Below are 12,663 nucleotides of genomic sequence, written 5' to 3' on the forward strand. Positions count from 1 at the left end.
TCATCACCCGGGTGGCCTTCGGATTCAAAGCACCCGAAGCCCTCATCGGCCTGGCGATGCTCAGCCTCGGAGGCCGGAAACCGGTACTCCCGGGACGGGGATGACCCACGGAAGAGTCAGTAGAGCCACGATTCTTCGTTACTTTGCGCAGCTGGAAATTCAGTGACTCAATGGCGTTCGTCGTGTAAATCACCTTTCTCAAGGCCGGCGGAAACGCCAAGAACGGCGTAAAACGCTCCCACGCGCTCTCCCACGTCTTTACCGCGGCCGGATACTTGGTGCCCCACTCGCCGTCCTTGAACCCCTTCAAAGCAGCGCTAGCGGCTTCCTGGTTCGGTGCCGTGTAGATGTTGCGCAGTTCCGCGGCGACCTTCTTGCGGTCCGCGTAGGAAACAAAGCGCATGGAGGAACGGATCAGGTGCACCACGCAGGTCTGCACCGTGGCGTAGGGCCACGTGGCGCCGATGGCCTCGGGGAATCCGGTGAGCCCGTCGCAGCACACGATCAGCACGTCCTGCACCCCGCGGTTGGCCAGCTCCGAGCAGACCTGGGCCCAGAACTTCGCGCCCTCGGCCGCGGCGATCCAGATCCCCAGCACGTGCTTGATCCCGTCCATGTCCACGCCGACGGCGATATGCGCTGCCTTGTTTTTCACATGCGCACCGTCGCGGATCTTGATGACGATCGCATCCAGATACATGATCGGGTAGATCGGATCCAGCGGGCGGTTCTGCCAGGCGATGACCTCGTCGAGGATCTCGTCGGTGATCTTCGAGATCGTCTCGCGCGAAAGCTCGGTGCCGATCGTGGTGGCCAGGTGGTGCTCGATGTCGCGCACCGTCATGCCCCCGGCGTAGAGGCTCACGATCATGTCGGCCAGCTGCCCGGTATGCCGCGAGCCCTTGGGAACCAGTCGCGGGACGAAGGTCCCGGCCCGGTCCCGCGGCACCGCCAGGTCGATGTCCCCGGCGCTGGTGGACACCGTCTTGGGGTAGGAGCCGTTGCGCGAGTTCGGCACTGCGCGGCCGGCGTACTCGTGCTTCTCGTAGCCCAGGTGCTCGGTCAGCTCGGTCTTCAGTCCCCGCTCCAGCCCGGCGCGGATCAGGTGCTGGATGAAGCCGTCCTTGCCATCGAGTTCGATCTCGCCCCGGTCGATCTGCCCCATCAACTCGTCGAAGGCGCCCGAGGCCTTCAGCGCTTCCATGTTCCCCACGGCGGCCATCCGCTCTGCCGCCGCGGAGGCGTCCACTTTCACTGCCAAATCCTTGTTTCCACTCACGGTCACAATTGTCTCCTGAATCAGATGGTGACTAGGTCACTTACACACTCCATCTGACACGCTCCAGGGGCTTGCCACGACTTTGCGGAAGCCCTGCCGAGGGCCCAAACAAGTCCAAGACCTGCTCAACAAATACGCTGATTGCCCGATCCCGGAGGTCAAGCGGCTTTGCAAGACCCTGAAGAAATGGCAGAAGGAAATTTGCGCCTACTTCGCCACCAAGGGCGCCTCCAACGGACCCACCGAGGCCATCAACGGTGTCATCGAAACCACGCGGAGGGTTGCCCGGGGATTCCGGAATTTCGAGAACTATCGCATCCGCTCCCTGCTCTCCGCCGGCGGCCACCGGCACTACCGGGCTTAGGACGTCCTCACCACGCTAGAATCCGTAGAGCCGCTTAACTGGAAAAATTTCACACGCGGTTAGTGGAAAAGTTTCAACGGCTTGCGCCAAAGCTGGCGTACGTTACGTTCCGTGCGAGACCATTGGCGATATCCGAAGTTTTCTGATCTGCTGCATGGATTAGGCTATTTATCTTCCAGCATTAAGAACTCACGTAGATTACACTAATGGGCTATCCATCCGAATCGATTCACTCGCAAGCTGCATTCCGTCCACAGAGTGTTAATATGGTCCCCTAGAGGTTGGTAACGGCTATCCAAAACAGAGATCAATCAAAACACTTTCAATTCTTGTCTGTTGATGCTGGCTGCCGATCGCGGATGGGTCATTCAATTGGGATCTCCATTTCCTTGAATGTTTCCGATTAGCTGATTGTTTAGAGAGATCTCTGGCGCTTGCCCCACAAGCGCCAGCCGCCGATCACCAGGTTCGTCAACGCATCGATGCCCCAGAACGCGGCAATAAGCGCCACCGCCCAGAACGGCAGCCACGGCTGCTGCCAGTCGGTGAGCATCGCCAGCGCCAGGGCCACCAGGGCCTCTATGACACCCCAGATCACCTGGGTGCGCGGGCGCCAGGAGAGCACGTTGAAGAACTTGCGGATGCCGGTGGCCTCGCGTGCGTCGGCGCTCATGCCGCTGGCAATCGTGCCGCCCAGGGACTTGGGCTCCACCAGCAGTGCGGTTTCCGGCAGCGTGCCTGCCTCGACGTAGTCGGCCAGGGATGGATCACGACCAAAGATTTCCAGTACGGTGCGCAGCTTGTCCACCGACCCGCTGCCGCCCAGGGCCTCGTTGAGCCGGGCGATCACGTCCTCGCCGATGCCGTATTCGGTCAGCTCGGCAATGGATTCCAGGTCCGGTGCCAGCCATTCGCGGGACAGGAAGTCGGCGACCTCGGCGGCAGGTGTTCCGGGCGCGGTGGCAAGCACCGGGGCTGCTGCCACCGACCAGCCGTGGCCGAAGCCCGGGTAGCCGTGGAGCTTGCGATTTTGGCCCTCGAACCAGAAGACCATGGAAAAGCGCGGGCCCAGCCTCGAAAGCATGATGGCGGGGAAGGTGGCTTTCGAAAGCATGATCTCGGGCATGTAGCCCTCGTGCACCGCCACGTCGCCGGAAGCGGTGGAAAAGTGTTGCCAGGCGGTCTTGGTCGCCCCGGCAAAGAGCGCGACCTCCGAGCCCTTGAAGGTGCCCAGCAGCACCGAACGCCCTCCGGTGGGGTATTCGAGCGCCGCGTCGTCGATGGGTTCGCCGCTTTCGGCATCCACCCCGTCGAAGTCGGCCCAACGGGCCCCGGTCCCCCGCTTCAGGGCAATGGCAAATCCCTCGATCTGCTGCCCGAAGCTGGTGTTGCCGTCCGCATCGGCCATAACGATGAACCCCTCGGCGTTCACCGCCAGGACCATCTCGATCACGCAGAGCTCACCCCAGGAGACCGGCTCGGCCAGCAGCGCAATGGACTGCCTGGCGCGCAGCGTCTCGGAGATCCGCCGGTGTGCATCGCTCCCGCTGGGCTCGTCGAAGATCAGGGCCATGGAGGCGATCAGCCACTGCGGGCTCTCGCCTCCCGGCCCGGGGTGGGGGCTACTTGCCAAGGAACTTCTCAAACCCCTTGGGCAGGTTCAGTTCCGACGGGTCGAAGTCCTTGGGCCCGGCGCCGAACGCGGCACCGGCCGGTGCCTTGGGCTTGTTGGCCTCGGCCGCGGCAAGCTGGGCGGCCTTGGCCGGGTTGCCGAACTTCGCCGGCTTCTTCTTCCCGCCCTTGGCGCCCTTCTTGGCCCCGCCGCGCCCGCCGGGCATGCCCGGGATGGCGCCGCCGGAGGCCAGCTTCTTCATCATCTTCTGCGCCTCGCCGAAGCGCTCGAGCATCGAGTTGACCTCGGAGACGTGCACGCCCGAGCCCTTGGCGATGCGGGCGCGGCGCGAGCCGTTGATGATCTTCGGGGCCACGCGCTCGTGCGGGGTCATCGAGCGGACGATGGCCTCGATGCGGTCCATCTGCGACTCGTCGAACTGCTCGAGCTGCTGGCGGGAGATCTGCGACCCGGGCATCATGCCCAGGATCTTCTTCATCGATCCCATCTTGCGGATCTGGGCCATCTGGGCCAGGAAGTCATCGAGGGTGAAGTCCTCGCGGTCGGCGAACTTCTTCGCCATCCGCTCGGCTTCGCCCTTGTCCCAGTTCTGCTCGGCCTGCTCGATCAGGGTGAGGATGTCGCCCATGTCCAGGATCCGCGAGGCCATGCGGTCCGGGTGGAAGATCTCGAAGTCGTCCAGGTTCTCGCCGGTGGAGGCGTACATGACCGGCTTGCCGGTCACCGAGGCCACGGAGAGGGCCGCGCCGCCGCGGGCGTCGCCGTCGAGCTTGGTCAGCACCACGCCGGTGACCCCGACGCCGTCGTTGAACGCCTGGGCGGTGTTGACCGCGTCCTGGCCGATCATCGCGTCGATGACGAACAGGACCTCGTCCGGGTTGACCGCGGCACGGATGTCCGCGGCCTGGGCCATCATCTCGGCGTCGATGCCCAAACGTCCCGCGGTGTCGACGATGACCACGTCGTGGAGCTTGGTGCGGGCTTCGGCCACGCCGTCGCGGGCCACCGCGACCGGGTCGCCGGTGGCGGACTCGAACTCGGAGGAGACGCCCGGGTGCGGTGCGTACACCGGCACGCCCGCGCGTTCGCCGTTGACCTGCAGCTGCTTGACGGCGTTGGGGCGCTGGAGGTCGCAGGCGACCAGCAGCGGGGTGTGGCCCTGGGCCTTGAGGTGCTTGGCCAGCTTGCCGGCCAGCGTGGTCTTGCCGGCGCCCTGCAGGCCCGCGAGCATGATCACGGTCGGCGGGTTCTTGGCCAGGTTCAGCCGGCGGGTCTCCCCGCCGAGGATGCCCACGAGTTCCTCGTTGACGATCTTGACGATCTGCTGGCCCGGGTTCAGCGAGGCCGAGACCTCTTCGCCCAGGGCGCGTTCCTTGACCTGGGCCACGAAGGCGCGGACCACCGGAACGGCGACGTCGGCGTCCAGCAGGGCACGGCGGATCTCGCGTACGGTGCCGTCGATGTCGGCCTCGGACAGCCTGCCCTTGCCGCGCAGGTTCTTGAAGGTGGATGTCAGGCGGTCGGAGAGTGAATTGAACACGTGCCGTGCACTTCTTTCGTTGTGGGATTCAGGCGCGGTCTAACCCGCTGGACTCAACATCCAAGATTACCAAGAAAGACTGAGCGTTTTGGGCAACACGTGGCAATGTAGAGGAGTGAGCATTGAAACAGGCCATCACGGCGGCACCCACGTAAGCACATTGTTGATCCTCGGAGCCTCCGGCGACCTGACCGGAAGGCTGCTGCTTCCGGGCCTGGCCCGGCTGATCGGCTCGGGCCGCGCCACCGGGCTGCACCTGGCCGGGGCCGGGGGCCCGGGCTACAGCCACGAAAAATGGGCCCAGCGCGTCACGGAAACCTGCGAGGCCGCCATGGAGCACGCCACCGAGGCCGGCCGGGCGGAACTGGCGAAGATCGCGGCGCACACCTCCTTCACCGAGCTCGATGTCACCAAGCCCAACGAGCTGGCCAACATGGTCGAGACGCTCGATGGCCCGGTGGCCCTCTACTTCGCCCTGCCCCCGGCCGTGAGCCAGAAGGCCTGCGAGGTCCTGGAACCCGGGCAGCTGCCCGAAACCACGCTCCTGGTCATGGAAAAGCCCTTCGGCTCCAACCAGCAATCCGCCCAGGGCCTGAACCGCACGCTGATCCGCCTGGTGCCGGAGGAGAACATCCACCGGGTCGACCACTTCCTGGGCAAGGGCACGGTGTTCAACATCCTGGGCCTGCGCTTCGCCAACCGGCTGCTCGAACCCCTGTTCACCTCCGAGCACGTGGAGAAGATCGAGATCTTCTACGACGAGGAGCTCGCCCTGGAGGACCGGGCCGGGTACTACGACGGGGCCGGGGCGCTGCGCGACATGATCCAGTCGCACCTGCTCCAGATCCTGGGACTGCTGACCATGAACGCCCCTGCAACCCTGAAGGAGCGCGACGTGCGCGACCACCTGGGCTCGGTGCTGCGTGCCACGGCCCTGGCCGGGGACCCGAGGAAGTTCACCCGGCGGGCCCGATACACCGCCGGCACCTCCAAGGGACGCCCGGTGCCGGACTACGCTGCCGAGAAGGGCGTGGAGCCGGCGCTGAAGACCGAGACGCTGGCCGAGGTCACGCTGCACATCAACAACTCGCGCTGGGCTTCGGTGCCGTTCATCCTGCGCGCCGGCAAGGCGCTGGGCACAGCCCGGAAGGAAGCGATCATCACCTTCCGCCCGGTCTCCCACCTGCCCACCGGCTTCAAGGGCACCGACAAGCCCACCAAGCTGCGCATCGGGTTCGGCCCCGACACCCTCTCGCTGGATTTGGACGTCAACGGCCCCGGGGACCTGTACACCCTGGACCACGTGACCCTGGCGGCGGAACTGAACTCCCCGGACCTGCTCCCCTACGGCGAAGTGCTGCTCGGGGTGCTCTCCGGGGACCCGACCCTGTCGGTGCGCGGGGACACCGCGGAGGAATGCTGGCGGATCGTGGACCCGATCCTCACCGCGTGGGCCGATGACATGGTGGACCTGGACGAGTACCCGGCCGGGGGCAACGGCCCGGCGGGCTGGGACACCAACTGCACGCTGTAGCCGTAGGCGCCCGCTGAGCCAGGGCAGGCCATGCAAGGAATGCCGGACTGCGGTGCCCGACCGGGCATTACGCTGATGCCACGGGTACACACCAGAAAACGTGGCATCAGCAGCACCGGGAAGCGCTGACCCTGGGCCAGCGCTCGGCCGACGTGCTGCGCAACTCCATGGGCAGTTGGCCGTTCGTGGGCAGCTTCGTGTTGTTCATGCTGCTCTGGGTGGCGGCCAACAGCTTCATCCGCCCCGGCCAGGTCTGGGATCCCTACCCGTACATCCTGCTGAACCTGTTTTTGAGCATGCTGGCGGGGCTCCAGGGCGCCATCTTGCTGATCGCGGCCAAGCGCCAGTACGCGATTGCCGCGGCCATGGCCCAGCACGACCTGGACACGGACATGGGCTCGAAGAGGGACCTGGACCTGTTGATGGAGATGAACCGGGCGCAGCTGGCCATGATCCAGCAGCTGCGCACCGAGCTGCAGCGCCTGGGCAAGCCCGGAACCGGCCCGGACACCCCGGGCCGGTGAACCGCCGCCATTGACTTGCCGCGCGGCACAGCCAGGAGGTCGCCCGATTGTGTTTTCCCGCGGGCAGCAGGCGGCAGGTCGGGCGATGGTGGGCACAGCCGATCGTGGAGTCCACGACACCTCTCGGTTGACCAGGCGTTACGCGCTGCCGTGGCCCACTTCGATCTGCCGGCGCGCCGTGCCCCCGCGCACCGGCCAACGGCTCAGGCCGTCAGCTCCTGCCCGGCGTCGCCGACCACTTGGACCAGGCCTCCGCGCTGGAAGCTGTTGCGCTGGCGCTGGGCACCGTTGCCGTGCCGTGCCAGGCGTTCCAGGCCCGCGTGGACAAAAGCCGTGTCGCCGTTCAGGGACAACGCCTCGCCAATGAACTGCAGCAACGCCTCGAGCAACAGGCCGGTCCCCAGCGTCCGCCCGCTGCCGGGGTCCACCTGGTTGCCGACCATGCCGTGCTTGGCTGCCTGCCAGAAGGCGAGGTCCAGGACCTCGGGCAACAGCGGCCCGCCCGTTGCGGGGGCACGCAGGGCCGTGTCGACCAGTGCTCGCACCAGCAGTGCCAGCAACACCGAGTCCTCGGCGCGCAGCTGCGCGTCCGCGATCCTGACCTCAACGGTCGGATACCGGCTCGACAGGCGCGCGGCCCAGCCGATGTGGCCCTGGTCCACGACCACCTCGGAAGCCAACAGGGTGTCCAACCGGGTCCGGTACTCGTGCCCGTCGGCAAAATGCGGCTGGATGCCCTGCACCGACCACCGCCGGTAATGGATGCTGCGCCAGGAAGCGAAGCCGGTGTCGGCACCGTGCCACCACGGGGAGTTCGACCCGATCGCCAGCAGCAGCGGCAGCCAGGGCCGCAGGGCGTTCAGGGCCACGACACCGGCATCCGCATCGGGCACCGAGACGTGGACATGCAGACCCGAGACGTATTGCTCCGAGCTGATTCCGGGCAGGTACTCGTGCAGCCTGCGGTAGCGTTCCTGGTCGGCGATGACGGCCGGACCGGTGGGGACCACCGGTGCCGCTCCGAGTCCGACGGGCAGCAGGCCCAGCTCCTGGGCGGTGCGGGCCAGTTCCTTGCGGTACTCGCGCAACGAGGCAAGCGCCGCCGGTCCGTCACTGCAGATCGGCGTGGCGGTCTCCACTTGGCAGGCCAACAGCTCGGACTGGGTGGAATTCCCCCCGGCCCGGATGTCCATCAGTGCGGCGGAGGCCGCGGGATCCGGAACGCCGGGCATCCCGGTGTCCGGGTTGAGCAGGAAGAACTCTTCTTCGATGCCGAACGTGCTCATGGGGGTCCTCCCGGACGGTCTGTGGACGAAGCATGGTGCTGGTGGCGCGGCAGGCCAACGGCCGGCGGGACGATCGTTCGGGTCGTGGTGGCAGGGAAGGCCCGCCGGCATCCGCTCGGGGGATGCCGGGCTTGCGTGGTCCCGGGCGACGTGCGACGCCCGGGACCACGGATCAACGGCCTTGGTGCCGAAGTCCTACTTGCTGTCGTCGGCGTCGAGGGCCGGTCCGGATTCGGTGGCTCCGCCTTCGTCGGTCCAGTCATGGCCCGGGTCGGTGGACAGTGCCGGGTCCGAGACGTGGTCCTTACGCGTGTCCCGGTCCTTGGCTTCATCCGAAACGTTGTTGGTGGGTTCCTGGTTTTCATTCATGGTGTCTTGCTCCTTGTTGTTGTTTTGTGAAGGATTCGGTGGAGTGCCGCCATCCCGGCCGGCGTTCTGCTGCTGGGGCTCGTCGAAGCGAAGCAGCTTGTGCGTGCCGTCGCAAAAGGGCTTGATCTTCGACCCGCCGCATCGGCACAGTGCCACGGTCCCGCGCCGCGGATCGACCGGTTGGTTGTCTCCGTCGAGGATGTCGAAGCTGCCCCGCACGATCAGCGGTCCACGCGGACACACGGTGATGCTGGTCGGCCCGGAACCGCTCACGATGCGCCCTGGAGTTGGGCGCGCAGGGAGCTGGTTCCCGACTGCCAGGCGTTCATCTGCCAGGTGCCGGCCAACGTGTCGAGCAGGATGACGGTCGCCGCACCGAAGAACACGTCCTGCATCATCCGGGGGTCCGCTTCGATGAGTCCGCCGGCGAGGTCCCTTCCGGCGATCTGCTCATGGACGGCATCCGCCTCCACGTGTTCATCGAAATAGTCGGTGACGGGCGAGTCGAATCCGAGGCGCCGGAATCCGCGGGCGTACTTGGCGTTGGGCAACGACGACGTCATCTCGTAGACCGCGAGGTGGCCGCAGGTCGCGCCGCGGTGGCGCCGGTGGAGCCCGAAGAGGGAGATGGCGTTGACCGAAGCCAGCGTGATGGCCGGGATGGCCTCGATGTAGCTCCCGAAGTCGTGCTCGAGTCCCAAGCCCTCCATGGTCCGGGCAAACAGCTCTGCATGCGTTCGACCGGGGACCCCGCCGCCGTATTCGTCGGCCTGGATCTCCACCAGCGCCGACTTTGCCCGTCCGGTCAGCCGGGGAATCGCCCAGGTGTGCGGATCGGCCTCCTTGAGCTGGTAGATGGATTTGTGGATGAGGAATTCGCGCGCCTGTTCCAGGGTTGCCTGGCGTGCCACAAACGAGGAGACCGAGGGGCCCGTCGCCGCCCGGGTCATCTCGAATAGCGCGTCGGCAACCGCCTGCGCGTTCGGGGCCGGGTGGGGAACTTCTCCCACGGCGTCCTTCAGGCGTTGCTCGAAGCGTTCTTCGATCCGCCTGCGCAGGGCCAGGAGCGGCGGATGCCATTCCCAGTCCTCGCGGATGGAATCGAAGCCCGAGTAGTGCAGTTCGTACAGGACAAACAGGGTCAGCTGGAGGTCCTCGTTGAACAGGATGTCGACATCGGCTCCGAAGGCCTCCTGAAGCGTTTCCCCGAGGTGGCGCAGGTCCGGGGGCAGGTCCGTGCGGATGAGTGTCGCCAACAGGGCGGAACTGAGCGGTCCACGTTCCGTGGGAAGTACTCGCATGATGCTCCGTTCGTGAATTGGTGCAGTTGGAAATCCGGCCAGGCAGCTGCGCTTGAGTTGGGCTGCCATGGTCCTCCTTGTCGTCTGCAGGGTTTCGTCCCCCACCAACCGTAATTCACCGATTCCTGGCCGACAAGGATTTTGGCATACGTCGACAGGCGGCCTGCAGCACCGCCGGTGGGCAAGGCCGGTTCCGGCCGGAAGGCGGACCATCCATGTCGTGAGGCACGACTTCGAGACGCACCGGGGCGTGTCCCCGATGGCGATTTTCTTGGGGGGGCGGCTCTCCGGATGGGCACGGTGCGGAGGTCGACGGCTCAGCGATAGGTCGGGGCTAGCAAGGCGCACCGGGTGGCCATGCCGTGCCACTGTCTCAGGGCGTTGAAGCTGCGCCCGACTTGCTTTGCGCCGCTTGAGCCCTCCCGCCTCGCAGGCCGCAGGCCGCCCGCGGGCCGGGTTCATGCGCTTCCGGTTGGGCTTCCGGTCGTCCTTTTCGGGGATCATGCATGGGATGCCGCGGTCCCGGAGGTGTTCCCGGTTGCCCTTCGAGGAATAGGCCTTGTAGGCCAGGGTCTTCTTCGGACGGGTCCAGAGCGGCCAGGCAAGGGGGGCCTTGGCCCTCAGGGCGTCCAGGAGGTTTTCGAACATCGCGAAATCGCCGGCCTGCCCGGGCCCGATCGGCATCACCAACCGGCGCTGCTTCCCCTCCACCAGACAGTGGATCTTGGTCCCCGGCCCGCTGCGGGACGTGCCGATGGCTCGTCAGGTGGCTCGCCGAGCACCTTCTTGTCAATCGACACGCTCCCCTGTGCGGCGCGGGGGCTGGTGCGGTGCTGGCGGGCACGGTTGATCGTGGAGTCCACCGACACGCCCCGGTCGATCAGTCCGCGACTCTCGGCCTGGCCCGGCAGGACCGCCAGCACGGTGTTCCAGGAGCCGATTTTCCAGGTGGAGTCGGCGGCGTACCGGCGATGGCCCTTCCACTCGGTGCTCTTCGAACCGATGTGTTCGGGCAGGTCACTCCGGGGATTGCCGACGCGTTGGCGGGAGATGCTGCCATGAACCACGAGCCGGTGGTCCTTGAACTGGTCTCTCCGCTCATGCCCGTGGAATCGGCCATGATCGAGGAGCGGCGCACCGAGCTGCAGCGCCTGGGCAACCCCGGAACCGGACCGGGCACCTCGGGCCGGTGAACCACCACCACCATTGACTTGCCGCGCGGCACAGCTACTGTGGTGCCATGTCGGCCACCAGCAAAACAGGCCAGTCCGAACTGGCCGTTCGCCTCCCCCGGGCCTCGGTCTTCGGGTTCCTTGTGGCCGCCGTGCTGTTCATGGCCTCGGCGGTGCTGCAGCACCTGGCTTCGATCCAACGCTGGGTGGTGCTGCGCGGGCAACGTCCCGGCAACGAGCTCACGGTCGAAGACCACCAATTGGACTACAGCTTCCCCGCAGATCCCTGGGAACCGATCGGGACCGCGGCCCAGCTCTTCGGGGCGGCCACGCTGCTCCAGGCCGCAGGCATCCTGGCCATGGCCGTGGGAGTGCTGGCCGTGCCCCGCGCGGCACCCAACAAGGTCGGCATCATCGCCGAGCCGGTGCTCGGGGTCTTGGTTGCCGCCGCGTTCGCGGTCCTGGGCGCCCATGCCCTGGTCTCGGGGATCACCGGCGCGCCCTCCGACCTGCAGCACTCGCGGGTGTTGGCCCCGCTCATGGTCTGGTGCGGATTCGGCGGCCTGGCCGCCCTGGCGTGGCTGTGGTCCGGCATGTCGAGGGCGGCATCGCTGGCGTGCGTGTTCCTGCTGGGTTCAAACATGTTCGGTGCCGCGATCGCCAATTTCACGGTCGCTGCAATGATCGCCGGCTACGTCTCGCACGACACGACCCCCTGGCTCGAAAGCGTGGCCGCCGGCACGAGCGCCGCGGCCGCCCTGGCCATGGTCTTCGCAGCCGGCACCGTGGCGCGCCGCTACCGGCGCGCGGGATAAAACCAAGCCCACGCACCGGCGCAGCGACGCTGCCATTGACTTCGGCGGTGCCCTGGCTAGGGTGGGGCCATGTCGGCCATCAACGATTCTTCCCGGCTCACGCGGAGCGTCGGCTTCCGCACTGCTTCGTTCACGCTCCTGCTCGGAGCCGCCTTGCTGTTTCTCGCCTCGGCCGTCATCCAGCAGCGGGCCTCGATCCAGGGCTGGGAGGTCTTCAACGGCGAGCTGTCCGGCGACGGGCCGGGGGTCGACCCCCAGGATCAGTTCGCCGCCACGGCTCGGCTGTACAGTGTGGCCAACTGGCTCAAGGTGCTCGGGATGCTGGCCATGGCCGCGGGGGTGCTGGCACTGCCGCGGGGGTGCTGGCACTGCCGCGGGTGGCGCACAAACGGAAGGCAGTGGTTGCCGGTTCGGTGGCAGTGGTCCTCGTGGCCGTCTCGTTCGGAATCCACGCGATGCTCGCCGGGGACCAGGGTTCCACCGGCATCCAGACCCTCGTGATGGATCCGGCGTTGCCGGTGCGGATGATGTTTCTTCTCTCCTTGGTCGGCCTGGTGGCAGCGGCCATCTGGTGGCGGGGCAGCTCGCTTCCGGCCATGATCGGGTGCCTGTTCCTGCTCGGATCCACCGTGCTGGGCGATTTCGTGGCTTCCATCGTCATCACTCCCCTGCTCTACATGTTTGCCGGCGACGGGTTCTTCCCGGTCACCGAAATGGTGGTCATTGCAACCACCGCCGCGGCCGGCATCTCGATGCTTTTCGCAGTCGGTTCGCAGGTGCGCAGGGCAAACCGTACCGACTGAGCACCGGGGCCCTTGGCCGGCTGCCCGGGCAACCATTGACTCC

At 66.5% G+C, this 12,663-nt stretch carries 12 protein-coding genes and 2 pseudogenes; 6 read left to right on the top strand and 8 right to left on the bottom strand.

From position 1 onward, the window contains the following. Window positions 1–124: 124 nt before the first annotated feature. A pseudogene (locus tag DQ353_RS14630) lies at window positions 125–1,222 on the bottom strand (IS256 family transposase); the annotation flags it as partial. Between the two features lie 139 nt (window positions 1,223–1,361). Here DQ353_RS14630 and DQ353_RS14635 point away from each other — a divergent pair. Beyond that, complete coding sequence (locus DQ353_RS14635; protein WP_113763510.1) at window positions 1,362–1,643, top strand: transposase; 282 nt, start codon at window positions 1,362–1,364, stop codon at window positions 1,641–1,643. Between the two features lie 415 nt (window positions 1,644–2,058). On the opposite strand, the gene DQ353_RS14640 is transcribed toward DQ353_RS14635, so the two are convergent. Together DQ353_RS14640 and ffh are read right to left on the bottom strand one after the other, a co-directional pair. Further along, window positions 2,059–3,276 carry a hypothetical protein gene (locus DQ353_RS14640; protein ID WP_146755260.1) on the bottom strand — a complete coding sequence of 406 codons (1,218 nt, stop codon included), beginning with the start codon at window positions 3,274–3,276 and terminating at the stop codon, window positions 2,059–2,061. Continuing rightward, a complete protein-coding gene (gene ffh, locus DQ353_RS14645; protein ID WP_071215264.1) occupies window positions 3,266–4,816 on the bottom strand; it encodes a signal recognition particle protein in 1,551 nt (516 codons plus the stop codon). Before ffh ends, DQ353_RS14640 begins: the two co-directional genes overlap by 11 nt. A gap of 115 nt (window positions 4,817–4,931) precedes the next feature. Here ffh and DQ353_RS14650 point away from each other — a divergent pair, with 115 nt between their 5' ends. Both DQ353_RS14650 and DQ353_RS14655 read left to right on the top strand, forming a co-directional pair. Continuing rightward, complete coding sequence (locus DQ353_RS14650; protein ID WP_113763514.1) at window positions 4,932–6,350, top strand: glucose-6-phosphate dehydrogenase; 1,419 nt, start codon at window positions 4,932–4,934, stop codon at window positions 6,348–6,350. A gap of 152 nt (window positions 6,351–6,502) precedes the next feature. Next, window positions 6,503–6,874 carry a DUF1003 domain-containing protein gene (locus tag DQ353_RS14655; RefSeq protein ID WP_353616694.1) on the top strand — a complete coding sequence of 124 codons (372 nt, stop codon included), beginning with the start codon at window positions 6,503–6,505 and terminating at the stop codon, window positions 6,872–6,874. 203 nt (window positions 6,875–7,077) lie between these two features. Here the strand turns inward: DQ353_RS14655 and DQ353_RS14660 are convergent, their stop codons facing one another. The 5 genes and pseudogenes from DQ353_RS14660 to DQ353_RS14675 form a co-directional block, all read right to left on the bottom strand. After that, window positions 7,078–8,160 carry a carboxylate-amine ligase gene (locus DQ353_RS14660; RefSeq protein WP_181578414.1) on the bottom strand — a complete coding sequence of 361 codons (1,083 nt, stop codon included), beginning with the start codon at window positions 8,158–8,160 and terminating at the stop codon, window positions 7,078–7,080. Window positions 8,161–8,355: 195 nt separating this feature from the next. Then, a complete protein-coding gene (locus DQ353_RS22625; RefSeq protein ID WP_113763517.1) occupies window positions 8,356–8,802 on the bottom strand; it encodes a CDGSH iron-sulfur domain-containing protein in 447 nt (148 codons plus the stop codon). Further along, complete coding sequence (locus DQ353_RS22365) at window positions 8,799–9,830, bottom strand: iron-containing redox enzyme family protein (protein WP_146755261.1); 1,032 nt, start codon at window positions 9,828–9,830, stop codon at window positions 8,799–8,801. Before DQ353_RS22365 ends, DQ353_RS22625 begins: the two co-directional genes overlap by 4 nt. Before the next feature lie 438 nt (window positions 9,831–10,268). Beyond that, window positions 10,269–10,514, bottom strand: a pseudogene (locus tag DQ353_RS22630) (IS5/IS1182 family transposase); the annotation flags it as partial. Continuing rightward, entirely contained in the window at window positions 10,514–10,897 is a 384-nt protein-coding gene (locus DQ353_RS14675) for a hypothetical protein (protein ID WP_181578415.1), read from the bottom strand. The pseudogene DQ353_RS22630 and the gene DQ353_RS14675, both read right to left, overlap by 1 nt. On the opposite strand from DQ353_RS14675, the gene DQ353_RS22370 reads away from it, so the two are divergent. From DQ353_RS22370 to DQ353_RS14685, 3 genes are all read left to right on the top strand, one after another. Continuing rightward, on the top strand, window positions 10,889–11,023 hold the full coding sequence (locus DQ353_RS22370; protein ID WP_286166836.1) for a hypothetical protein: 135 nt from the start codon (window positions 10,889–10,891) through the stop codon (window positions 11,021–11,023). The genes DQ353_RS14675 and DQ353_RS22370 overlap by 9 nt on opposite strands. A 47-nt stretch (window positions 11,024–11,070) precedes the next feature. Continuing rightward, the gene (locus DQ353_RS14680; protein WP_113763523.1) at window positions 11,071–11,817 is read left to right on the top strand and encodes a hypothetical protein; all 747 of its coding nucleotides are present in this window, start codon (window positions 11,071–11,073) and stop codon (window positions 11,815–11,817) included. A 377-nt stretch (window positions 11,818–12,194) separates the two neighbouring features. Further along, window positions 12,195–12,620: a hypothetical protein gene (locus DQ353_RS14685; protein ID WP_146755262.1), complete on the top strand. Its 426-nt coding sequence runs from the start codon at window positions 12,195–12,197 to the stop codon at window positions 12,618–12,620. The last annotated feature ends 43 nt before the right edge of the window (window positions 12,621–12,663 follow it).

The sequence above is a fragment of the Arthrobacter sp. AQ5-05 genome (assembly GCF_003287975.1).
Classification (GTDB): Bacteria; Actinomycetota; Actinomycetes; order Actinomycetales; family Micrococcaceae; genus Paeniglutamicibacter.